We start from the raw sequence: 23,514 nt of genomic DNA, 5'->3' as shown, positions 1-23,514 counted from the left end.
TGGGGTGAATTTTTGCTGAAGTTTGATGTAGGCTTGATGTGGGGATTTGCTTGTAAATGGGGCTGGAGTAGGTTTATTTTCCTTAAAGGGTCATTTATTTTCCATTCATGCAATTTTATTTTCCGTTACGGGTTATTTATTTTCCGTTAGCCAATTATTTGATCCATAACTCCAAAAATACTTTCCGTTCCACTTAACCTAGAAATGAAACGAACAAAAGGCATCCCTTCGTTACGCTGGGATACCTTTTGACAAAATAAAAACCCAGTGTGCCGACACTGGGTGAGTAGATAATATGAGATAACGGCGCTTGTCCGTTACAAGTAATACTATAGCATGGTTGCTGATTATGTATCAAACGTAAGTTTTTCCAATTAGAAATGGCGCGCTCGGAGGGATTCGAACCCCCGCATGACGCGGTACCGGAAACCACCGCTCTATCCCCTGAGCTACGAGCGCTTATTATACAAATATAGTTCATAGGATATTATATCCTTTTAAACTATTAGAATCAATAAGAAAATAAGAAGGGATATATAAAATAAGTTACTGGAACTTAACATCAGAGAAATCATCAAAATTTATCTCTGAAGGCAGCTGTTCCGACACCATTAAGTCCCGTAATGCAGTAACTGTGATAGTGACATTGATATCAAGATATTCTTCTGTTTTGGAGTTGTTTAGAGTATAAGGAACATTATGAATAATATAATTTTCTTGGTTTACTTGCCAAACGATATCTTTTTTCAAGCTTTTAGGTTCAAGTTTCACTTTAAGAACCTCCTTGTCGATAGTAACCATTGTCCTTCCCCCTTTTACGTCTAAATTTTATCCGGTATTAAGAATTTTATACCCAATACCCATTTAATTCAAGCTACACATCAAGTTTAACGTTTTTTCTGATTGTATTTTTCCACTAACCTTTTCTTAAATAATTCCATCTTTATAACCATTTCAAGATCTGTATTTAATCTATGTTCCAATGCTTTTGGTGGTGCATCTTTAAAACTGATCGTAATGATTCGGATGATTTGCCTGTTTTCACCTACAAGTTGGAAAGCGATCGGGATAATATACTTATCAGAATCTCCTTCTTTCATCAATGTGTAAGTTAAAGCAGGATATCCTTTAAATTGTGCTTTTTTTACAATATCACTCATTTGTAATCTTTCAATGATATTTATGATTGTATGTAATTCATCAGAACCTAATCTTTCCATTATCCTATCAATCGTGTGAACAGTAAATCTAACTATACTATTTTCATATACATTTTTAGCACTTCTATCATGAATTAGTCTATTTTTGTGTTCAATGATTAACTGCTTTTGATTTTCGGTTAGATAAGAAAGAGTCTCTCCTTCCTGCATCTGCTAAGTTGTTTTTTAGTATAATGGGTGGCAATTGTGATTAACTCATCTACTTGTCTCGCATCAAACTCTATAACATCGTTAATCAATAAAGTTTCTCCATCAGAAAAACTTACTTTAATAGGTTTTGACATCTACCCCACACACCTTTTACAAAATATAACTATTATTATACCATAAAATATTCACTTTTTTCTGACAATAATAGTCTATGACAGGTTCCTTAAGGCACTTTAAAGTATAACTTTAATTGATTGTTGAACACTTTCCAGTTACAGAAGTTTAATCCCACCCCATACTGGATATGATTATTACATGGGGAAAAATGGGGGTATTTGCGATGGTTTTTATTTGACCATTCTTGACCTTGTATGTATGATAAAAGTACATAAAGATTTAGTAATACTTACTAATTGGTATAGGTTCGCTGAAGGTTTTCCCATTTTTACATAGGAGCCTATGTCGATAGAAACTTAAATTTTAAGGAGGAAAAGTGAGATGAACTTAATTCCTACAGTTATTGAACAAACAAGTCGTGGGGAGCGCGCGTACGATATTTACTCCCGTCTATTAAAAGACCGTATCATCATGCTTGGAAGTGCGATTGATGACAATGTGGCTAACTCCATTGTGTCTCAGCTTCTATTCTTGGCAGCGGAAGATCCTGAAAAAGATATCTCTCTTTACATCAACAGCCCAGGTGGGTCCATCACAGCTGGTATGGCAATCTACGATACAATGAACTTCATTAAGCCGAATGTTAGCACAATGTGTGTAGGTATGGCTGCTTCCATGGGAGCATTCTTGCTTGCAGCTGGTGCGAAAGGCAAGCGTTTTGCGCTACCTAACAGTGAAGTGATGATTCACCAACCACTTGGTGGAGCACAAGGTCAAGCAACGGAAATTGAGATTGCAGCAAAACGCATCTTGTTCCTACGCGAAAAATTGAACACAATCCTATCCGAGCAAACTGGCCAGCCAATCGAAGTTATTTCCCGCGACACAGACCGCGACAACTTCATGACAGCTGACCGTGCACTTGAATACGGACTAATCGACAAAGTTATCCGTAACAACAACTAACACCAAAACAAAAACCGGGCTTCCCAACAAGGGAGACCCGGTTTTTTAGTTTTCTTGTTGTACGTACTCTGCTAATGCAGCGATCGCATCCTCTTCATCATTACCGTCCGCAATCAATGTAATCGTAGCACCAGTGCTGATAGCTAAGCTCATCAAGCCCATGATACTTTTTGCATTTACCTTTTTTCCGTCCTTTTCTAAGAAAACCTCACTTGAGAAGCGGTTGGCTTCCTGTACGAAAAGTGCTGCCGGGCGAGCTTGCAAGCCAGTTTTTAAACGAACATCCACTTGTTTTTGTACCATTTCTATTCCTCCTCTATTTAATGTATAGTTGCTGGTTGGGTCCGCTCTATGCGAGGTGACCCTCTCCAGTTTTATTTAACAGATTCCCCTGCACGTAGTTTATCGGCAATTTCATCTATTTTTCGTAGTCGGTGATTGATTCCGGATTTGCTGATCGTCCCGCTTGACACCATTTCGCCAAGTTCTTTTAACGTGACATCTTGGTAGGTGACGCGAAGTTCCGCAATTTCACGAAGCTTGTCGGGCAGGATACCTAGTCCGACAGTACTATCGATAAAGCGGATGTTTTCCACCTGGCGAATCGCAGCACCAATCGTTTTATTGAGGTTGGCAGTCTCACAGTTCACAAGGCGGTTAACCGAGTTACGCATATCTCGCACAATTCGGATGTCCTCGAACTTCAGCAATGCCTGATGGGCACCGATGATGCTTAAGAATTCCGCAATCTTTTCGGCCTCTTTCAGGTATGTGATATAGCCCTTTTTCCGCTCCAATGTTTTACTGTTTAAGTGAAACATATTCATCAGTTCACACAATGATTCGTTGTGTTCGTGGTAGAGCGAAAATATTTCAAGATGATAGGAAGACGTTTCTGGATTATTAACAGAACCTCCAGCCAAGAATGCTCCTCGCAAATAAGATCGTTTGCAGCATTTTTTACTGATCAGGTCTTCGGAAATGTCTCGAACGAACGTGAATCCGTCCTTTAAGATCTTCAATTGATCCAAAATATAGTGCGCCTGCTCGGCGTAACGAACGATATAGACGTTATTCTTTTTCAGTCTCATCTTCTTTCGTACAAGCAATTCGACGCGCACATCATAAATCCTTTTTGTTAACGTGTAGATTCTGCGGGCAATCGCGGCGTTTTCGGTTTGTATATCCAAAATCAATTTGCGATTGGAAAAGGACAGAGAGCCGTTCATACGGATCAATGCAGCAAGTTCCGCCTTTACGCAACAGTCTTTTGTTTCAATCGTTGTTAGTTCTTTTTTCGTTTCAGAAGCGTAGGACATAGTTTTCACCTCCATTGTGAAAGTACTTGGTGTCTGCGAGGTTTTGGAACCTATCCCCTTACCACCAGCAATGCATCCGTTTGCACCCTAATTTTCGTCCAATTTTAACATGGAGTACAATAGCGCCGCTACTTTTTGGGTATCATGACGGATCACTCCATCTTCGTATCGAATGATTTTATCATGAACGATTTCAAGCCCTAAATTAGACAAGGCGGCAATATCATATATTACTGGTGTTGCAGATTCTTTTTTATAGCGAAGGGCTATTTCATCCGGAATTCCTTCTTCATTAACAAGAATGGTATCCATGAAACGGCAGCCCAAATGGTCATAGAGTGCCTTTACATGATCACTTGCCGTGTATTCAAGCGTTTCACCGGCTTGTGTCATGACATTACATATATACACTTTTTTAGCGTGTGCATTACACACTGCCTCTCCTATCTTCGGAACTAGAAGATTTGGCAGGATGCTAGTGTAGAGACTTCCAGGTCCGACGATAATGAGATCTGCCTTTTCTATCTCTTCTACTGATTCCTGCAAAGGCTCCACTTTATCCGGGGTTAGGAACACCCGCTTTATTTTCTGTCCGTTTGCAGGAATCTTGGATTCACCGGTAACAATGGATCCGTCTTCCATTTCCGCATGTAAAATAACACTTTGGTTAGCGGCAGGCAGAACTTTTCCGCGAACATTCAATACTTTGCTCATTTCACGGATGGCATGGACAAAGTCACCTGTAATGGTAGTCATTGCTGCTAACAGCAAGTTACCTAGTGAATGCCCTGAAAGTCCGTTGCCTGTTGCAAAACGATGTTGGAAAAGATCCTCAATTAACGGCTCCACATCTGATAAGGCGGCAAGCACGTTTCGGACATCTCCTGGCGGTGGGATATGCAGTTCATCGCGCAACCTGCCTGAACTCCCACCATCATCCGCAACAGTCACGACCGCGGTAATATCTACATCATAGTGCTTGAGGCCACGGAGTAAAACAGGCAGCCCGGTTCCCCCTCCTATGATGACGATTTTAGGTATTTTTTGACGTCTCATCAGTGTTTACCCTTTCGTTTCTCAATATCTCGGTGTGTTAGGAGTGTATCATATTCATCCTTGAAATGCTTGGCAAAATACTCTGCCAAGGTTACAGAACGGTGCTGCCCTCCCGTACATCCAATTGCAAGGACCAGCTGGCTTTTCCCTTCGCGCTTGTAGTAAGGAAGCATGAAAGTCAATAAATCCGTAAGCTTTTCTATAAATTTCTGTGTTTCCGTCCACTTCAACACATAGGATGAAACCTCTTCATCGAGCCCTGTCATCGGTCTCATATGGTCAATATAATGGGGGTTTGGCAGGAATCGTACATCAAACACAAGATCTGCATCTATAGGAAGTCCATATTTAAAACCGAAGGAAACGACATTCAATTTAAAAGTCTGTTTGGAGTGTGTGGCAAATTGTTTGAGGATTTTCTCTCTAAGTTCACGTGGCTTTAAGTTGGAAGTGTCCAAGATCAGTTGGGCACGGCCTTTCAGCTCTTCTAACAACTCGCGTTCATGCTCGATCCCTTCAAGCGGCAGTCCGGATTGTGCCAGAGGATGTGCTCTTCTTGTTTCCTTATAACGCGTCACCAAAACAGAATCTTTAGCATCAAGGAATAAAATTTGCGGTGTCACCCACGACAATTCCGAAATATCATCTAGCGCTTCAAACAGACTGTCAAAAAATTCACGGCCACGTAAATCCATTACCAACGCTACTTTATTCATCTTATTGCCTGACTCCTCCATCAGCTCCAAAAACTTTGGAAGCAATGTCGGGGGCAGATTATCGACACAAAAAAATCCAAGATCTTCTAAACTCTGAATGGCTACTGTTTTACCAGCCCCACTCATCCCAGTGATAATGACTAATTCTACATCACTGCTCGTACCTGTACTCATGTTTCTTCCACTCCCTCTATTGTCTAATCAGTTCGGATCAAGACGGTAGGACAACAGTTCAAAGTCCGGCGTATAGGTAAAGGTTCCAAAAATCATGCCAGATCCTTTAATAAGGTAATCGAGAATATGAAAATCACCTGGTGCCATCGGAAGCTTTGCGATCTCTTCCTGCTTATGCCACTCGATTTTTCCTTCTTCTGATTCCTTCACATTTTGTCCGTCATATTCTGTTGCAAGGAATGTAAACATCATCCATTCGGATACAATATCCTTGCCTTCTTTTATCACAAATGTAAAAACACCCTTTAGGGCAGGATTTTTTAAGTAGATGCCAGTTTCTTCACGATATTCGCGGACAACAGAATCTTTTACTGATTCTCCGTGCTCCATTTTTCCACCAGGTGCAACCCACCATCCACGACGCGGCTTTTGCAATAGTAGCACTTGGTCATCTTTTACTAGCACACAATTTGTTACTCTTTGCATGGTTACAACCCCTTTTGAGCTTGGCTGATTGTGTTTTTTCTAATAACCTACTATAGATTTCCGTTCCAGGTGTTCGCTTTCCTAGGGGCGGTGCTTGAGCCTCCTCGCTGCGCTGCGGGGTCTCAACCTACCGCTATCTCCCTCAGGAGCTACAATCTATAGATGAGTTTGTTTAAATTTTAAAACTAGCCAAGTGTATCATTTTTTATTTTACAGCAAAAGTATTGATTAAGACACAGTAAAGTTCTACAAATTATCAAACTGTATGTCAGGATTTCTTACAGGTATCGATTCCAGTTTTGGTTAAAGGCGTGTAAACGCTTTACTTTTTAAGTATATCATAGCTCTCTTGAGTATAGTACACAAGCTGTAGTGGGCGGAGGGTTGTGAGGGGACCTTATTGGGGGATTCGAATTCTATAGGACTTTTCCGCTTGGAGATCACTTTGAGCTTTCTTCTTCAAAATCACTCGCTTCGGGCGTATAGAACACTTCTATTTGACCTTTCTTCTTCAAAATCACTTGCTTCGGGCATATAGAATATCTCTATTTGACCTTTGTTCATAAAATTCATCGACTTAGGGCGGATAGATAACAGTGGACCGCATCCCACTCCAAAAAAAGACATAAAAAAAGGACACGGGAAAAAGGGAACCCGTGTCATCCACTATATTTATAAAAGGGGGTCAATTACTATTTATATAATAACCGATTATTGTTTCAAAGCTGTTACAGATGCGTTAAGGCGCAGTTACGTTTTGGTTAAAGGAAGATTTCGACAAACCCTTTAATAGTTCGACATACCTAGCGTCTCAAACCTTTAGCCCATTATTTTGCTGCGTTTGCTTTTAGCTCCTCAACAAGCTCTTCTACATAATGCTGAGCACTTTGAGCTGCGATACTTCCGTCACCGGTTGCCGTAACAATTTGGCGTAGCGTTTTCTCACGAATATCACCCGCTGCAAAAATTCCAGGGATTTTCGTTTCCATGCGCTCATTTGTTTCGATGTAACCCATGTCATTTGTGATCCCAAGGTTCAAGAACGGTTTTGTCAGTGGAAGCATTCCCACGTAGATGAAGACGCCGTCAGTTTTGAACTCTTGCTCTTCTCCATCTTTCGTGCTGACAAGTGTCACACTTCCAACTTTGCCATCTTTTTCGTTGATTTCTTTAATCGTGTGGCTCCAGATAAAGTCAATTTTGTCATTATCAAATGCACGATCCTGAAGGATCTTCTGCGCACGAAGCTCATCGCGACGGTGAACGATTGTCACTTTCGATGCAAAGCGAGTCAGGTAAACTCCCTCTTCTACAGCAGAGTCTCCTCCACCTACAACCACTAATTCTTTATTTTTGAAAAACGCGCCGTCACATACTGCACAGTAAGAAACCCCACGTCCGCCAAGCTCCTTCTCACCAGGTGCGCCGATTTTTTTGTACTCAGCTCCACTTGAAATGATTACTGTGCGGCCTTTATAAGACTTGCTTCCAGCGTTTACAGTTTTATATTCTTTTCCATCAATAACTTCTTTTACGTCGCCATATGCATATTCTGCACCGAATTTCTTCGCATGCTCGAACATTTTAGTAGAAAGCTCAGGTCCTAAAATATGGTCAAATCCAGGATAGTTTTCTACTTCCTCTGTGTTTGCCATCTGCCCGCCAGGCATTCCGCGTTCAATCATCAACGTGCTCAAATTTGCACGAGATGTGTAAACTGCAGATGTCATTCCCGCAGGTCCAGCTCCTATAATAATCACATCATAAATTTTTTCCTCTGTCATGTTGCCCACTCCTTTAACTCATTTGTTGCTTTTTATAATAACCCTATATTCATCCAATTTTAGATATAGATTTACAGAATACCTTTAAAAGTATTCCCAGTTACTATCCTATATAACAGGGGTGTTGTCCGTCCAATTTTTTGCTCATGGAAAAACGACAAAAAAACCGAGCAACATTCCAGCCCGGTTTTTAAGAAAGTAGATCCTCTACCTTTTTAATATATTTTCTTATTGTGCTTGTAGAAACCTCATATGTTTCCACTAACTCTTTCTGAGTCACAGGGTAGCCGTTTCCTTTGCTCCAGACATAAGCAAATGCTGCTGCCCATGCTGGTGCGTTCGTAAAAGTAACTGCTTGCTTTAATGCTCGAGCATATAAGTCAAACCATTCTTTTACAATCATATCAACTTGTTTTGTATTTAATAGTGACGCAATTTCATACCCATTTACGACATTTACCGGCACATCTTTTCGGTTTAATAAGGCAAACATGGCAAATTCACGGACAGTTGATGTCACAAAGGATTGTTCAAGGACATTTTTCACTGTTGTTTTAGTGGAAGTACTTGATTGGAAAATATGAAAAAGCTGTTCTGCTTCTTCTTCCTCAACCGTTTTATCTTCAACATGATTCCAAGGCTCCGTTCCTGCCTTTTCCGGATTCAATTCAATCACTTTGGACCACGCTTGTTCCGCAACTGAAAAGCGCTCTGTTTGATAGGCAGCATTGGCTAGCCAGAAATAAAACGTCCCGTCCCCTTGGAAACCGTTTTTCTGCAAGGAACGTAACCACTTGAAGGACAGTTCATGTCTGCCAATCAACCCGAAGGTCGCTCCAAGTTTATAACGGTGTTCCACCAAAATAGGGGTGACCTTTTCAAGGCGGTTTGCCAGTTCGTTCATTTCCTTCACATTATTTTCATAATGGAAGAACACGAGCAAGTTACAAAGCGCATGCAAGTTTCCTGGATTCTTTTCCAGAACTTCCTCCAAAACATCGCGGGCCTCTGTTAAATTCCCTTTATAGAAATAGGCTAATGCGAGATTATTATAGGCAGACCAGAATTGTGGATACTCCTCAATAATCTCTTCAAGCAGCGCCAACGCTTCATCCAGTTCCCCTTTTTCAAGCAGGCCTCTTGCATTTTCCTGCATGACAATAAGGTGATCCTGACCATCCACATAATCTTCCGCTTCATCTGCCTCAATTTCTAAAAGATCAATCAGATCCTCAGTGTCCTCGACAAATTCCCCGTCCGGCTCCATCGTCAAATATTCCTCGGCATGTTTTCTTGCCTCTTGAAACAATCCCAAGTAGGCATAATTGTTCGCCAAGAAATAATGACAATCATGCATGTCCGGTGCCAAATCTTCTATTATATCCTCTAAAAGTTCATTAGAACGCTGATAGTCACCAAGCTCGGTAAGGACAATCGCCAGCTGACACATAATCGATGCATCACTAGGTTTCATCGCCTCCGCACGTTGGAGCCATTTTCTTGCCTTATATAAATCCCGCTTCCGATAAGCACGGATTCCTTTTTGAAAAAAATAATCGCCATTCTGCGCAAATGGGATGATCTTCGCAACTTGTTTCACATTCGGATTTTTTCCCATTATAGCCTCCATACAAACTTACTTACCGTTCGTAGTATAACATAAGAGAGGTTGGAAAGAATAGGTGGGAAATTTTGAGGTGTGCTTTATTTGCAAATAAAAAACACTTCCCCAGTTTCTAACTATAAAAAGTGCTAAACAAAAACTATTATTCTTTGTCAGACGGCTTTTTCCCATGCCGCTCCTCGAGCACTGCCAACACTTCATCCAAGCTAACGTCCTGTTCACGCAACAACACCATCACATGGAAAAAGAGATCCGCAACCTCCCAAGTAAGCTCCCCTCGGTCACGATTTTTCGCCGCAATAATCACTTCCGCCGCTTCCTCGCCAACTTTCTTCAGAATTTTATCCACACCTTCTTCAAAAAGATATGTAGTATAAGAGCCCTCAGGCTTATCCACAGCACGTGAAGCAATGACAGACTCTAAACGAGATAAAATTGTAGTACCCCCTGAAGCCGGAGCACCAATTTCACCCGCCACATCAGTATCCGCACCAAGCACCACCTCATGGAAACAAGTCTCTTCACCCGTATGGCATGCCGGTCCATTCGGCTTCACCATCACAAGCACCGCGTCCTGGTCACAGTCATATCTCATTTCTACCACACGCTGCGTGTTACCGGAAGTTGCGCCTTTGTGCCAAAGCTCCCCACGAGATCGGCTCCAAAACCAAGTCTCTCGAGTCTCGACTGTTTTAACAAGTGACTCCCCGTTCATATATGCCAGCGTCAGCACCTCTTTAGTAGAGGCATCTTGCACAATTGCTGGGACAAGCCCTTTTTCATCAAAATTTACTGCTTCTAAATTGATCATCGAACCTGCACCCCTTTCTCTTTAAGATAGCTTTTTACTTCTTTAACGCTCGTTTCTTTGTAGTGGAAAATGGAGGCTGCCAATGCTGCATCTGCCGCTCCTTCTTCAAACGCATTCAAAAAATGGGACGCTTCACCCGCGCCACCAGAAGCGATAACCGGCACCGAGACAGCCTCGCTCACCGCTTTGGTCAACGCTAAATTAAAGCCTTTTTTCTCACCATCACTGTCCATGCTCGTCAATAAAATCTCCCCGGCACCCAATTTAACCGCTTCTTCAGCCCATTTCACCACTTCCCAGTCCGTTTCCCGGCGTCCGCCATGTGTATACACTCTCCACGAACCAAGGCTCTCGTCATACTTAGCATCTATCGCAACAACAATGCATTGTGAGCCAAAATAATCCGCTCCTGCTTGGATCAAATAAGGGTTTAGCAAAGCAGCTGTGTTCAGAGAGACTTTATCCGCACCCGCACGTAACAACCGCTTCATGTCTTCAATAGAATTGATGCCGCCGCCTACTGTGAAGGGGATTGCCAATTTTGCAGCAACCTGCTCCACCACATCCACCATCGTTTCACGACCTTCATGAGAGGCAGAGATATCAAGAAACACCAGTTCATCTGCACCTTCTTCATCGTAAAAGGCAGCAAGCTCGACCGGATCACCCGCATCTCGGAGCTCAACAAACTGAACCCCCTTCACAACCCGTCCTTCTTTTACATCCAAACAAGGGATGATTCGTTTCGTTAGCATCTATTTCACCTCTTCCAATGCACGGGCGAGATCAATTTTCTCCGTGTAGATTGCTTTTCCAACAATGGAACCTGTAACACCAACGTCGGCAAACTCGCTAAGTGCCAACAAATCATCCAAAGAACTCACTCCCCCAGAAGCAATGACAGAAGCTCCTGTCACACGCGCAAGCTCCACCGTCGCATCGACATTCGGTCCCGATAGCATACCGTCTGTTGCAATGTCTGTGAAAATGAAAGTTTCCCCTCCTGCATCTGCCAGCTCTTTTCCAAGCACCGTCGCTTTCACAGTCGATGTTTCCACCCAACCTTCCGTTGCCACATATCCATCCTTTGCATCAAGCCCGATCGCAATTTTAGCACCATATTTAGCAAGCATCGCCTTCACAAAAGCAGGATCATTTATCGCCGCACTTCCTAAAATCACTCGGTCTACACCGTTTTCTAAATAGTGCTCCACGTCCTCAGCAGTACGGATTCCCCCGCCAATCTGCACTTTCGCAGGCAGCTCCCGTGCCACCTGCAACACAAAACGATCATTGACCGGTGAACCAGCCTTCGCACCGTCAAGGTCCACCATATGAATCCACTCTGCACCCTGTTCCACAAACGTTTTTGCCATATCAAACGGGGAATCCCCGTAGACCGTTTCTTTACTATAGTCTCCTTGCAGCAGACGCACGCATTTTCCACCGCGCATATCAATCGCCGGATAAATGGTAAAACTCATATTATCGCTCCTCTTCCTTCACAAGGTTCACAAAGTTTTTCAAAATCGCCAAACCGACATTGCTGCTTTTTTCCGGATGAAACTGTGTCCCGAACACATTCCCACGTCCCACCACAGCCGGCACCTGCACATCATATGTACTGCTTGCCAATACCTCCGCTTCAGCAAAATCTTTTACATAATAGGAATGAACAAAATAAACAAAGTCCTCTGGCACACCTACTAAAAGCGGAGATACCTGTTGAAATTCAAGCTTATTCCAACCCATATGGGGAACTTTGTATGATGTACCTTCCGCTGTAACTCCAGGGAAACGTTCGACCCTGCCTTTTAAAAGAGACAATCCCTCTGTTACGCCGTTCTCTTCACTTTCCTCAAACAACAGCTGCATGCCAAGGCAGATCCCAAGCATCTTTTTCCCTCGCGCTACTTCTTCTTTTATAAAAGAATCGAGGCCTGTTTCTTGTAAAATGGACATGGCGTCACGGAACGAGCCGACCCCCGGAAGGATAAGGCCTTCCGCTTCAAACAGCACATCCCGGTCATTAGAGATGACATACTCGACACCCATCCGCTCCAATGCCTTGCTGACGCTATATAAATTCCCCATTCCATAATCTATGATGCCAATCATCTTCTATAACATTCCCTTCGTCGATGGTACCCCTTTAACTCGTGGATCAATCGTGGTTGCCTCGTCCAGTGCACGGCCAAGCGCCTTAAAGATCGCTTCAATGATATGATGTGTGTTCGTACCGTAATGCACAATCACATGAAGGTTCATTCGAGCCTCTAATGCAAGCTTCCATAAAAATTCGTGGACAAGCTCCGTATCAAACGTGCCGACCTTCTGGCTTGGGAACTCTGCTCTAATTTCAAGATGCGGGCGGTTGCTTAGATCTACGACCACTTGTGCAAGCGCCTCATCCATTGGTACAAACGCGTTTCCGTATCGTTTTATCCCCACTTTATCCCCAAGTGCGTCTTTTAAGGCCTGACCAAGACAAATTCCGATATCCTCCGTTGTGTGGTGATCATCGATATCCACATCCCCATTTGCCTGCAAATCCAAATTAAACTGGCCGTGCTTTGTAAAAAGATCTAGCATATGTGTCATGAACGGAACAGGCGTCTCAAGCTTTGCCGCTCCTTCTCCATCTATTGTAAAAGCAAGCTGTATTTGTGTTTCTTTCGTATTTCTCTCCAAACTAGCTGTTCGTGTCATCACCATGTCTCCTCACTTTTCCTTGTTAGTAAATCGGGATTCCACCGCCCGTGCGTGCGCTTCTAAGCCCTCTAGGCGAGCGAACGCTGCAATTTTATCCACATTCTCTGTTAAAGCCTGTTCACTGTACATAATTACACTGGATTTTTTTACAAATTCATCCACAGACAATCCACTGGAAAAGCGGGCTGTCCCGTTAGTAGGTAACACATGATTCGGCCCGGCAAAATAATCTCCAACAGGCTCTGAACTGTATCTTCCTAGGAAAATAGCTCCTGCATGTTTAATATACGGTAAAAGATTCATCGCCTCGGCTGTCATGACTTCCAAATGCTCCGGCGCCAGCTCATTGACCACACGGAGTGCCTCTTTCATCGTATCTGTTACAAAAATAGTGCCATATGATTCTATAGAAGCGCGCGCAATTGCTTCACGCGGTAAGCTTGATAGTTGCATTTCCACTTCCTGTGCAACCTGTTCGGCAAGTGATGGTGAAGTGGTCACTAGAACGCTTGAAGCAAGTTCATCATGTTCGGCTTGTGACAGCAAATCCGCCGCTACTTCATTTGGTCTAGCAGTCTCATCAGCAAGCACGACAATTTCACTTGGTCCGGCAATGCTGTCGATATCCACAAGTCCATATACTTCTTTTTTCGCAAGTGCCACAAAGATGTTACCAGGCCCAACGATTTTATCCACAGCCTGTATCGTTTCTGTCCCGTAGGCAAGAGCCGCTACCGCTTGCGCTCCACCCACTTTATAGATTTCATCCACACCTAGAATATCCGCTGCGACGAGCACCCCTGCAGGCAATGTGCCATCTGCTGAAGGCGGGCTCACCATGGCAACTCGCTCTACTCCTGCCGCTTGTGCTGGAATGACATTCATCAACACGGATGATGGATATGCCGCTTTTCCACCTGGCACATAGACGCCGACCGCATCAAGGGCTGTTACCTGCTGGCCAAGAATGGTACCATCCGATTTTGTGGATAACCATGACTGCTTGACCTGTTTTTGGTGAAAATCACGAATATTTTCCGCCGCATTGTGGATAATGTTGATAACTTGTGGAGAAAGTTGTTGATAAGCTGCTTGAATTTCTTCTTTTTTCACTTTTAATGTGGATAGCTTCGCACCATCCCATTTTTCCGTGTAGGAAAACAAGGCTTGATCTCCTTGTTCCTTGACCGTTTGCAAGATTTGAAGGACTGCCTCACGTTGTTCTTCTGTTCCTTGGTCAATCGAACGGCGTAGAGATACCGATTCACTCACTTTTTCTATCTTCATCATTTTTTACACCTCTCCAACTACCTCTGCTAATCTATCCACAAGTTCATCTATCTGTTTGTCTTTTAGTCGATAACTCACAGGATTGACAATCAATCGGGACGTGATATCCACAATTCTTTCAAATTCCACTAAGCCGTTCTCCTTAAGGGTTCGTCCTGTGGATACGATATCCACAATACGGTCTGATAACCCGATCAGAGGTGCTAATTCAATCGACCCGTTTAGTTTCACAATCTCTACCTGTTCCCCTTGCTCGCGGTAATAGCTTGAAGCAATCCCGGGATATTTCGTCGCAATTTTAGGGGCCACATCTTTCATTTCCGTTCCAGGCAGCCCTGCCACCGCCAAGTAGCAGTCGCTGATCTTAAGGTCAAGCACTTCGTAGACATCGCGCTCTTCTTCTAGCATCACGTCCTTGCCGGCAATTCCGACATCTGCCACACCATGCTCCACATAAGTGGTCACGTCCATCGGCTTTGCTAAAATAAAACGCATGTTTTCATCTGGTACATCAATAATCAGCTTTCTAGAATCCTCCAGATCGGGAGGAATTTTATATCCCGCTTGAACAAGCAACTGTGCCGCTTCTTCAAAAATTCTCCCTTTTGGCATCGCAATCGTAAGTACACTCATGCTTCGCTCTCCTTTCTGGCTTTTCCAAGAAAAAAGGTCACATCACTGAAGGACGCCGTGCACGCATCGACATTTTCCACTCCCGCAATGTCTTGAAGGATTACTTTTTCCCCAGCTTCTCTTTTTGAAGTGGCAAATGCAATGGCCTCTTCTCTTCTTTCTTGACTGAACAATACTCCGTGTATCTTCACTTCCGTCTTCTTCACACCTTTTGCTTCTAAAAGACGGTCTAAATGGATTCCGAAACCTGTTGCCGATTTCTCGCGATTGAACTTTTGAAACAGCTTATCATATCTTCCGCCGTTTCCAATCGGGAAGCCGATGTTGCCTGCATACGCTTCAAACACGATCCCTGTGTAATAACTCATATGGCTGACAATGTTTAAATCAAGTTTCACAAACTCAGCTACACCATATGCTTCTAACATCGTCCACAGTTGCTCCAGCTCTTGGATCGCTTTTTTCCCGGCATCTCCATCGAGCACTTCTTTTGCAAGTTCAATGTTGGAGGAATCCCCTCTTAAAGTTAACAAGTTTAAAAGGCGTTTTTTATCAATGGAGGATAAGGGCAGATTTTTCACATGCTCCCGGTACCCTACATAATTTTTTTCATATAAGTATCTTCTTAAGGTTGCCGCGCGTTCTTCATTACCGACTATATCGAGGAAGATCTGTTGCAAAAATCCGATATGGCCAATTGCGACCGTAAACGTCGATAACCCTGTGTTCTTTAATAGTGCAACAAGCAAGGCAATCATCTCGGCATCTGCACTGATGGAACGGTCGCCGATGCACTCGACACCAATTTGCTCAAACTCTGCCGGTCGCCCTGCTTCATTCTGTTGCGCACGAAATACGTTGGCCGAATAGGCTAATCTCTGAGGATAACCTTCATTTAAGAGTCTTGAAGCAGCAACCCTTGCGATCGGTGCCGTCATGTCTGGTCTTAACACAAGCGTATGTCCTTGTTGATCGAGCAGCTTGAAGAGTTGCTGATCGAGGATAGCCGATGCTTCGCCGACCGTTTCGTAGTATTCAAGTGTCGGGGTCTCCATAAACTGATAGCCCCATTGACTGATTTCTGCTGTCATCGTGTTTTTGACGTTCTGTTTTGCTTCATATAAGGAAGGAAGCGTGTCCCGCATTCCTAGTGGCTTTTCAAACATGAATAGTTTTGAGTTTGACATGTGGATACCCACCTTTTAAAATAATCTGAAATCCTTTAGTTCGCTAATATGGTAACATACTAACAAAATGAAGCTTTTTGGTCAAGTGTTAACGGTCTGGTGTATGTCTTACTTTATTTTGGGTAAAAAAAGGCACTTTATCCTTGGAGACAAAGTGCTGTTATGTAGAAGATTGTTGATTATATATTGATGAAGACCTCGCTGGCTCCATATTGACGCTTGTCAGGTCTTCATAACGGCTATGAAGACTCCTCTTACTCAAAATCATTGTGAGACTGGTCTTCATAACGGTCATGAGGACTTCTCTTGCTCAAATTTGATGCTAGACAGGTCTTCATACAGGTCATGAAGACTCCGCAGGCTCAAATATGCCGTTGGAAAGGTCTTCATTTACTCTTCACTTTTATCCAACCTGCTAAAACCTCATCCGCTCCTGCATTTCCTCTTTCGTATAGATGACGCGCATCGGGTTTCCTCCTACAAATGCGCCTTCTGGGACGTCTTTATGTACGAGTGTGCCGGCGGAGACGATCGCGCCGTCGCCGATCACCACGCCTGGAAGGATGGTCGTATTGGCACCAATCATCACTTCGCTGCCGATTTCCACATCGCCAAGGCGGTATTCCTTAACCAAATATTCGTGGGCAAGGATGGTGGTGTTATAGCCAATGACCGTGTTGCGGCCGACGCTTATTTTTTCTGGAAACATCACATCAAGCATCACCATTAATGCGAAGGAGGTCTGTTCGCCCACCTTCATCCGCAAGAAGGTGCGGTAGAGCCAGTTTTTCATTCCGAGAAATGGCGTGTATCTGGCAATCTGAATGACGGCGAAGTTTTTCACTACTTTTAAAAAAGGGACGGTTTTGTAGACATGCCAAAGGGAATTCGCGCCTTCCACCGGATATCGGGTCGTCCGTCTACTCACCCTCTGTCACTCCCACTATTGGCAACAAGTCTTGCATATGTGTGAGCAGATAATCCGGTTCGAAGGATTGAAGGTATTCTACTCCTTTGATTGTCCAGCTCACTGCGGCCGTTTTCGTTCCGGCATTTTTGCCTGCTAAAATGTCATGAAAGTTGTCGCCGACCATGATTGCCTGTTCAGGCGTAGACCCAAGTTGTTGCAGAGCAAGGTGGATTGGTTCAGGATCTGGTTTGGCGTTTGTAACATCATCGAGACAGACCACCACATCAAAGTATTGATCAAGACCTGTCAGTTTAAGCCCCATCACTACTGTTTGACGCATTTTTGTCGTCACGATCCCAAGTTTCAGACCTTTTTCATGGAGAAGCTTCACTGTTTCCACTACCCCTTCAAACTCTGTTACGTACTCGTCATGTTTGGCCATATTAAAGTCGCGATAATGAGCTATCATTTCGTCCACTTTCGACTCATCCATTTTTACGAATGTATCGTATAAAGGAGGACCGAGGAAGGTCAGTACGTCTTCACGGCCATATTGCTCCGGATAATAATGATCTAACGTGTGAAGAAACGACTCAATAATTAGGTCGTTTGTATCTATCAAAGTTCCATCTAAATCAAAAAGTACGGTGTTAATGGTCATAAGAGGCTTCCTTTCTTTTTGCGAGTTCTAGCCGTTTCCAAATGAAAGCCACGGCTATCGTGAGGAGAATGGCTGTTGTAACACGGATGGCAAGCAAAGGCCAAACAGGGATTCCGAGTGGGATGAAAATTAATGTATCTTCCACCACCGCATGACAGGCTACGAGAAAAATAAACGCAAGGGTCAAATCCTTCTTACTTACATTATCCTCTTTTACCGCCTGAATCATAACTCCTGCCCCATATGCAAGACCGATCACCAGACCTGCCGCCATTGTTGTAGACGTATTTTCTTTCATTCCGAGCGCACGAGTGAATGGCCCCATCCACTTCGAAAATACAGCGAGCCAGCCAAGTTCCTTCATAAATTGTACAAGAATCATAAGCGGTATGACGATAATCGCAAGTTGCAAGATTCCCAACAGGCCGCGCTGGGTAGCATCAAGAATAATAGGAAAAAAGCCTGTTACTGCCTCTTCAGACTTTGCGACCATCCCGTATTGGGCAAGCTCACCCCCACCTTTCCAAACCAGGTTGATGATGATTCCTGCAGAAAAAGCTAGGCCGAGTCGAACAGCTAGAATTACCCAAATTTTCAACCCTACTTTTGCCGCTACGGTCGACTCTACTAATAGATTATGGGAAAACGAGAGCATCACCGCTAAAATAAAGACCTCTTTTACGGTAAGGTCCAAGGTGAGGATGGCACCGATACCAGCATAGAGGTTTAGGAAATTTCCTATCACAAGTGGAATTGCAGCTTCACCTGACAGGCCGAAGATTCCCATGATCGGGGCAATCGCGTTGATAAGATACTGTAGGACTGGTGTATGTTGAAGGATGCCGACAAGGAGGGTGACTGGGAAAATGACTTTCCCCAGTGTCCACGTCGTCCCAAGCCCCACCATCAGCCCGCGTTTAAAAGTTTGCATCATGAAGCTCCTCCCCCTTTGAAGTAGCCGCTCCATTTTTTATCTGTCGGAGTCTTTGCTTATTTCGTCGCTTCAGGTGTGTTTTTCTTTGAGTCCATATAACGTTCTTTGTTTTCTGGATCTAAGTAACGTCTGTTGGCCATGCCGAGTACACGACGCATGATGATAAGGGCAATGGCAAGGACGACCAGTCCGATGGAAATAACTTGTGCAATTCTTAAAGATTCGGTTAGCATCAAGCTGTCCGTACGCATTCCTTCAATAAAGTAGCGGCCGACAGAATACCAAATCACGTAACTTAAGAAGAGTTCCCCGCGTCTTAGGTTTACTTTTCTCAGTAATAGAAGCAGTCCGACACCAACAAAATTCCAGATGGACTCATACAGGAATGTCGGGTGATAGTATGTACCGTTAATGTACATTTGATTGATGATGAAATCCGGTAAGTAAAGTCCTTCTAAGAAAGCTCTAGTCACTTCTCCACCATGAGCTTCCTGGTTCATAAAATTCCCCCAGCGTCCAATCGCTTGACCAAGAAGGATACTTGGTGCACCAATATCAGCAAGCTTCCAGAACGAAATTCCTCGGATTCTTGCAAAAATAACCCCAGTGGTAATGGCTCCAATCAATCCCCCGTGAATTGCCAAGCCACCTTCCCATATTTTCAAAATATCGCCCGGATTTTGTGAATAATGATCCCACTGAAACGCTACATAATAAAGTCTGGCACAAAGAATGGCAATCGGGATGGCAAATAAGACTAAATCGACAAAGATATCCTTGTTAAGCCCTCGTCTTTCGGACTCCCTTGTGGCAAGCCATAAACCAAGCAGTGCTCCTGTTCCAATGATGGCCCCATACCAGTAAACCGTGATCGGCCAACTGATCAAGACCGGATTTAACGGCTCAATGTTTCCTAACAACATGTTCCCCACACTCCATTATTTTTTAAATGTCTTCATGCTCGTTATCGTTATTAATGACACCTGACAAACGGTTGGAGAACTGCTCAGCAGCATTCATGCCCATTCTCTTCAAGCGGAAATTCATCGCTGCCACTTCAATGATAACAGCCAAGTTTCGCCCAGGACGAACAGGAACCGTCAAGCGAGTGACTTCCGAATCAATGATTTTCATCTTTTCTTCATCCAACCCAACGCGGTCATACTGCTTGTTTTTGTCCCAAAGCTCAAGATTAATGACAAGCGTGATACGTTTGTAGCTGCGTACCGCTCCTGCTCCAAAAAGGGTCATCACATTGATAATCCCAAGACCCCTAATTTCAAGCAGATGTTCAATCAGTTCCGGAGAATTCCCGATAAGTGTATCTGTATCTTCCTGCCTGATTTCCACGCAGTCATCGGCCACAAGACGGTGTCCTCTTTTGACAAGCTCAAGCGCTGTTTCACTTTTACCAACACCGCTTTTTCCGGTGATAAGAACGCCCACTCCATAAATGTCGACAAGCACGCCGTGAACAGCTGTTGTCGGAGCAAGCTTTCCTTCTAAATAATTGGTCAGATGCGAGGAAAGCCTCGTCGTTTTCATCGGGGAGCGCATAAGTGGCACACTTTCGTACTCTGCCGCTTCCACGAGCTCTGGTGGAACCTCCATGTCCCTTGAAACAATGATTCCTGGAGTGATGTCCGTGCAGAGCTGACTCATCCGCTCTCTTTTTTCCTTTGGCGTAAGTCTTTCAAAAAAAGACAACTCCGTTTTTCCTAGCAGCTGGATTCTTTCAGCCGGATAGTAAGTGAAATAGCCGGCCATTTCTATACCAGGTCGGGAAATATCACTTGTCGCAATCGGACGATTCACGCCATCTTCCCCACCAATCAATTCAAAATTAAACTTCTCGATCAGATCCTTTGTCCGAACCTTTGGCACAGCCAAAACCTCCTTAAGTATGGAAACACCCTGATGTAATCTTACAAAATAAATGTCATGCTTCCTATGTAAAAACAACCTTTTCTCATTTTAGCACTATTTGACTTTTTTATTAAGTGGGAGGTTTGGATGAGGGGATTTAAATGAGGATATGGAACCTCTTAGCTGGTGATTGGAGCAAAAGGCGAAGACTCCTGCGGGGGAGTAACGGTAGGTTGAGACCCCTGAAGCGTTGTGAGGAGGCTCAAGCACCGTCCCCCGGAAAGCGAAGCCATTTGCGGAAATCAACAGCGGTTTCATGCAGAAAAAAAACGCGAACCTTTGAGAGAATAGGTTCGCGTTTCCTATTAATTCTTCTTTTGCAAAGGCTCGACAATCGCCTTCTGGATCAGCAAATTTAATATGGATATAACGATTGCTGCCAATATGGCCGTTCCAAATCCATCAATATTGAATGAATCACCCATCAAGAAGGCTGTCAACATCAGCGTGATCGCATTGATGACAAACAAGAACAACCCTAGACTAAGCAACGTGACAGGCAATGTCAAAATGACCAAGATTGGTTTTACAATCGTATTTAACACAGCTAAAATCAAACTTGCAATGATTGCCGCTCCGACACCGCTCAACTGGAACGAGTCAAAATAACCTGCAACTACGATTAAAATTAATGCATTAACGAGAATACTGACAGCCCATCTCATCAGCGTATCTCTGACTCTTCATTAGGTAGTAGAAACGTTAAAACAAAATACGTAACAATCAAGGGCATTACTCCTGTCGGGAATAATAGAATGACAAAAATAACACGCAACAGATTGGAATCTACTCCTAAATATTTCCCTAGGCCTCCAAGCACACCCGCAAGCTTGCGGTCATTCTTGGAACGGATAAGACGTTTCATATTACTTCACCTCATATGGTTTGATTAAAATGGAGCCTGTCGTCGTTTCTGCAAGGATATACGTGAGGGGAGCATCCTCTTTTTTCGCCTTAAAATGAAGCGCCTTTTGCACCACTTCATTTTTCTCCTCCACAACATCCATCCCTGGAACCTCGCATGTAAAACTACCAAGATTCGTTTTCAATTCAGCTTCCACTGTGTTTTCAGATGATATGAACAGGTCCACACTACCTGTTTTTGTTTTTGCCATAATGGAACGTGCAGCAGAGCCAGTCAGCTCACCGACCACATTTCCATTAAAGCTCTGAACATCGAGCTTCTCGATATCTCCGCGAACTCTCAACATACCATTAATCGTTTCCGCTTCGATTTCTTTCGCGTCACAATCTGTCAATTTTATATGACCGTTTGCCGTTTCTGCTTCAATATAATCGCTCTTTAGGTTTTCCCATGTTAACGAGCCATTTGCCGATTTCATTTTCATCGACTTTACATGTAAACCTTCCCCTGATATCGGCCCATTAAACATGCGGATATTCAGGCTGTCATATTTTTCTTCAGGTACGTAAACCGTCGCATTCACTTTTATATGCTTCTTCTGGACAGAAAACCGCAGTTTCCCAGCTTCAATGGAAAATAGCACTTCACTCAAAAATGCCTTGCGCGCGTCATCTTGCGAGTTCTCCTCATAAACTTTCGCCTCACACTCTATCTTCACATCGTTCTCTTTCCAAGGAACCACTTTGACTGCGCCATTCGCCACATCCAGATCGATATGCTGCAAATGCACATCTGATTGCTGGAATATATGTTGAATAGAGATAGAAGGTCCAAAGTTGAAATCCAAGTCCAAGTCTTTAATCTTCTGCAGCGCACTTCCGACAAAATCTAAGATGTTATTTTTAAAAGAGGATGCCTGTTTGCTGTAAGAATCAAATTTTGATTTATCAAAAGAGCTGGATCCGCTCGACGATGAGCCTGTTGAGCCATTTTTGGAATTATAATTAGAGAATACTTTGGTGGACAGAGCCTTAAAAATATTCTCCTCTGCTTCCTGAGATCCTTTCGCATCCTTCGCAAGCTCCGAAACAATCTCATCCTGCCGCAAATTCTTCTCTTCACTATTCTTCTCCAAACTCTCCAATAAAATAATCGCCTCCTCCGCAGTCAGCTTCCCTTCCTCCACCAACTTCAAAATACGCTTACGCTCTTCCATAAATAACATCCTCCCTATAACCTAATAAATAACCTCAACCTAACATTACCTAAGATTCATCCATACTACCTCTACGACCGACCACACCCAAAAGTTTCACTTTCTGCTTATACACATATTGTTGCATAAAAATTTCGAAAAGGGGTCAGACCCCGGCAGGATTTTTGATACCCATGTCGTACGCCTCAAGTCTTATTAGTTTGTTACGCATGGTGATTCAGTTTGGATTCTTTGAGTCTCTTTCACTCAAAATGGTATAATGGTTCTAGTTTCTGGGTATAGATTGTGTGGAAGGAGTGAAATGGATATGGATTTTATTATGGATCATTTGTTGACGATCATTATTGTGCTGGTCGTTTTGTTTGTGGTGATTCCTTTCTTGAAAAGCATTTTATCTAAGCTTATTATGATTGGACTGATACTTGCCGGATTGATTTTCTTTGGCGTGCTGGGTCCCGATTTCACTGAGTCTTCCTCTAATTATGTGGAAAATACCATTCGTCCTGTTGTGACGAATGAAATAGATAAAGCAGACTTTCATTATGATGAAGCGTCAAAAGAGTACAAGATTCAAAGCGCATCTTTTCATCTGAAAGGAAAACTAAACGAAAACACTGGTGAAATTCGTTTCAAGGACAAAACCTATGAGATAGATGTTCGATTCTTACAAGATATTATTGAAAAGAAAGTTCAAGAACAAGAGACAAAACAATAGAAATACAAAAAGAAGGATGGTTGCCGAATTGGCGTAACCATC

At 43.3% G+C, this 23,514-nt stretch carries 27 protein-coding genes and 1 tRNA gene; 2 read left to right on the top strand and 26 right to left on the bottom strand.

The features are described 5' to 3' along the window. Positions 1-381: 381 nt before the first annotated feature. From LC091_RS11465 to LC091_RS11455, 3 genes are all read right to left on the bottom strand, one after another. A tRNA-Arg gene (locus LC091_RS11465) sits at positions 382-459 on the bottom strand. An 87-nt stretch (positions 460-546) separates the two neighbouring features. Next, positions 547-801 carry a hypothetical protein gene (locus LC091_RS11460; protein WP_226682138.1) on the bottom strand — a complete coding sequence of 85 codons (255 nt, stop codon included), beginning with the start codon at positions 799-801 and terminating at the stop codon, positions 547-549. An 86-nt stretch (positions 802-887) separates the two neighbouring features. Beyond that, a complete protein-coding gene (locus tag LC091_RS11455; RefSeq protein ID WP_226682137.1) occupies positions 888-1,220 on the bottom strand; it encodes a hypothetical protein in 333 nt (110 codons plus the stop codon). Between the two features lie 648 nt (positions 1,221-1,868). Between LC091_RS11455 and clpP the strand changes: the two genes are divergently transcribed. Continuing rightward, a complete protein-coding gene (clpP, locus tag LC091_RS11450; RefSeq protein ID WP_226682136.1) occupies positions 1,869-2,453 on the top strand; it encodes an ATP-dependent Clp endopeptidase proteolytic subunit ClpP in 585 nt (194 codons plus the stop codon). Positions 2,454-2,498: 45 nt separating this feature from the next. Here the strand turns inward: clpP and LC091_RS11445 are convergent, their stop codons facing one another. The 23 genes from LC091_RS11445 to LC091_RS11335 form a co-directional block, all read right to left on the bottom strand. Continuing rightward, entirely contained in the window at positions 2,499-2,756 is a 258-nt protein-coding gene (locus tag LC091_RS11445; RefSeq protein WP_226682133.1) for an HPr family phosphocarrier protein, read from the bottom strand. A gap of 71 nt (positions 2,757-2,827) precedes the next feature. Then, complete coding sequence (whiA, locus tag LC091_RS11440) at positions 2,828-3,772, bottom strand: DNA-binding protein WhiA (protein ID WP_223491228.1); 945 nt, start codon at positions 3,770-3,772, stop codon at positions 2,828-2,830. An 87-nt stretch (positions 3,773-3,859) separates the two neighbouring features. Beyond that, the gene (locus LC091_RS11435; protein ID WP_226682132.1) at positions 3,860-4,828 is read right to left on the bottom strand and encodes a gluconeogenesis factor YvcK family protein; all 969 of its coding nucleotides are present in this window, start codon (positions 4,826-4,828) and stop codon (positions 3,860-3,862) included. Further along, on the bottom strand, positions 4,828-5,718 hold the full coding sequence (gene rapZ / locus LC091_RS11430; protein WP_226682131.1) for an RNase adapter RapZ: 891 nt from the start codon (positions 5,716-5,718) through the stop codon (positions 4,828-4,830). The genes LC091_RS11435 and rapZ overlap by 1 nt, the downstream gene beginning before the upstream one ends. Positions 5,719-5,745: 27 nt before the next feature. After that, positions 5,746-6,204 (bottom strand): 8-oxo-dGTP diphosphatase, encoded by a 459-nt coding sequence (locus tag LC091_RS11425; protein ID WP_226682130.1) that lies wholly within the window; start codon positions 6,202-6,204, stop codon positions 5,746-5,748. A gap of 827 nt (positions 6,205-7,031) precedes the next feature. Beyond that, positions 7,032-7,988, bottom strand: a complete 957-nt coding sequence (trxB, locus tag LC091_RS11420) for a thioredoxin-disulfide reductase (RefSeq protein ID WP_226682128.1) — start codon at positions 7,986-7,988, stop codon at positions 7,032-7,034. A 190-nt stretch (positions 7,989-8,178) separates the two neighbouring features. Then, positions 8,179-9,606, bottom strand: a complete 1,428-nt coding sequence (locus LC091_RS11415) for a tetratricopeptide repeat protein (RefSeq protein ID WP_226682126.1) — start codon at positions 9,604-9,606, stop codon at positions 8,179-8,181. A 148-nt stretch (positions 9,607-9,754) separates the two neighbouring features. Then, positions 9,755-10,423, bottom strand: a complete 669-nt coding sequence (gene hisIE / locus LC091_RS11410; RefSeq protein WP_226682125.1) for a bifunctional phosphoribosyl-AMP cyclohydrolase/phosphoribosyl-ATP diphosphatase HisIE — start codon at positions 10,421-10,423, stop codon at positions 9,755-9,757. Continuing rightward, the gene (gene hisF / locus LC091_RS11405) at positions 10,420-11,178 is read right to left on the bottom strand and encodes an imidazole glycerol phosphate synthase subunit HisF (RefSeq protein WP_226682124.1); all 759 of its coding nucleotides are present in this window, start codon (positions 11,176-11,178) and stop codon (positions 10,420-10,422) included. The genes hisIE and hisF overlap by 4 nt, the downstream gene beginning before the upstream one ends. Next, entirely contained in the window at positions 11,179-11,907 is a 729-nt protein-coding gene (gene hisA, locus LC091_RS11400; RefSeq protein ID WP_226682123.1) for a 1-(5-phosphoribosyl)-5-[(5-phosphoribosylamino)methylideneamino]imidazole-4-carboxamide isomerase, read from the bottom strand. A 1-nt stretch (position 11,908) separates the two neighbouring features. Continuing rightward, the gene (gene hisH, locus LC091_RS11395; RefSeq protein WP_226682122.1) at positions 11,909-12,541 is read right to left on the bottom strand and encodes an imidazole glycerol phosphate synthase subunit HisH; all 633 of its coding nucleotides are present in this window, start codon (positions 12,539-12,541) and stop codon (positions 11,909-11,911) included. A gap of 3 nt (positions 12,542-12,544) precedes the next feature. Beyond that, positions 12,545-13,132, bottom strand: a complete 588-nt coding sequence (hisB, locus tag LC091_RS11390; RefSeq protein WP_010196875.1) for an imidazoleglycerol-phosphate dehydratase HisB — start codon at positions 13,130-13,132, stop codon at positions 12,545-12,547. Between the two features lie 12 nt (positions 13,133-13,144). Further along, a complete protein-coding gene (gene hisD / locus LC091_RS11385; RefSeq protein WP_226682406.1) occupies positions 13,145-14,422 on the bottom strand; it encodes a histidinol dehydrogenase in 1,278 nt (425 codons plus the stop codon). Between the two features lie 6 nt (positions 14,423-14,428). Next, positions 14,429-15,058 (bottom strand): ATP phosphoribosyltransferase, encoded by a 630-nt coding sequence (gene hisG / locus LC091_RS11380; protein ID WP_226682121.1) that lies wholly within the window; start codon positions 15,056-15,058, stop codon positions 14,429-14,431. After that, a complete protein-coding gene (locus LC091_RS11375) occupies positions 15,055-16,245 on the bottom strand; it encodes an ATP phosphoribosyltransferase regulatory subunit (RefSeq protein WP_226682120.1) in 1,191 nt (396 codons plus the stop codon). The genes hisG and LC091_RS11375 overlap by 4 nt, the downstream gene beginning before the upstream one ends. Before the next feature lie 415 nt (positions 16,246-16,660). Next, on the bottom strand, positions 16,661-17,173 hold the full coding sequence (locus LC091_RS11370) for an acyltransferase (RefSeq protein WP_010196885.1): 513 nt from the start codon (positions 17,171-17,173) through the stop codon (positions 16,661-16,663). Continuing rightward, positions 17,166-17,816 (bottom strand): pyrophosphatase PpaX, encoded by a 651-nt coding sequence (ppaX, locus tag LC091_RS11365; protein ID WP_226682119.1) that lies wholly within the window; start codon positions 17,814-17,816, stop codon positions 17,166-17,168. The genes LC091_RS11370 and ppaX overlap by 8 nt, the downstream gene beginning before the upstream one ends. Beyond that, a complete protein-coding gene (locus tag LC091_RS11360; protein WP_226682118.1) occupies positions 17,806-18,750 on the bottom strand; it encodes a nucleoside recognition domain-containing protein in 945 nt (314 codons plus the stop codon). The genes ppaX and LC091_RS11360 overlap by 11 nt, the downstream gene beginning before the upstream one ends. 56 nt (positions 18,751-18,806) lie before the next feature. Then, positions 18,807-19,673, bottom strand: a complete 867-nt coding sequence (gene lgt / locus LC091_RS11355) for a prolipoprotein diacylglyceryl transferase (RefSeq protein ID WP_404819680.1) — start codon at positions 19,671-19,673, stop codon at positions 18,807-18,809. Positions 19,674-19,695: 22 nt separating this feature from the next. Then, entirely contained in the window at positions 19,696-20,634 is a 939-nt protein-coding gene (gene hprK, locus LC091_RS11350) for an HPr(Ser) kinase/phosphatase (protein WP_226682116.1), read from the bottom strand. Positions 20,635-20,981: 347 nt separating this feature from the next. Continuing rightward, positions 20,982-21,344 carry a phage holin family protein gene (locus tag LC091_RS11345; RefSeq protein WP_226682404.1) on the bottom strand — a complete coding sequence of 121 codons (363 nt, stop codon included), beginning with the start codon at positions 21,342-21,344 and terminating at the stop codon, positions 20,982-20,984. Next, positions 21,341-21,541 (bottom strand): PspC domain-containing protein, encoded by a 201-nt coding sequence (locus LC091_RS11340; protein ID WP_010196904.1) that lies wholly within the window; start codon positions 21,539-21,541, stop codon positions 21,341-21,343. Before LC091_RS11340 ends, LC091_RS11345 begins: the two co-directional genes overlap by 4 nt. Before the next feature lies 1 nt (position 21,542). Further along, on the bottom strand, positions 21,543-22,757 hold the full coding sequence (locus LC091_RS11335) for a DUF4097 family beta strand repeat-containing protein (RefSeq protein WP_226682114.1): 1,215 nt from the start codon (positions 22,755-22,757) through the stop codon (positions 21,543-21,545). Positions 22,758-23,064: 307 nt separating this feature from the next. On the opposite strand from LC091_RS11335, the gene LC091_RS11330 reads away from it, so the two are divergent. Further along, positions 23,065-23,472 carry a hypothetical protein gene (locus LC091_RS11330; RefSeq protein WP_226682112.1) on the top strand — a complete coding sequence of 136 codons (408 nt, stop codon included), beginning with the start codon at positions 23,065-23,067 and terminating at the stop codon, positions 23,470-23,472. The last annotated feature ends 42 nt before the right edge of the window (positions 23,473-23,514 follow it).

The sequence above is a fragment of the Sutcliffiella horikoshii genome (assembly GCF_020524325.1).
GTDB classification, from domain to species: Bacteria; Bacillota; Bacilli; order Bacillales; family Bacillaceae_I; genus Sutcliffiella_A; species Sutcliffiella_A horikoshii_D.
This window is presented reverse-complemented; position numbering and strand designations above follow the sequence as displayed.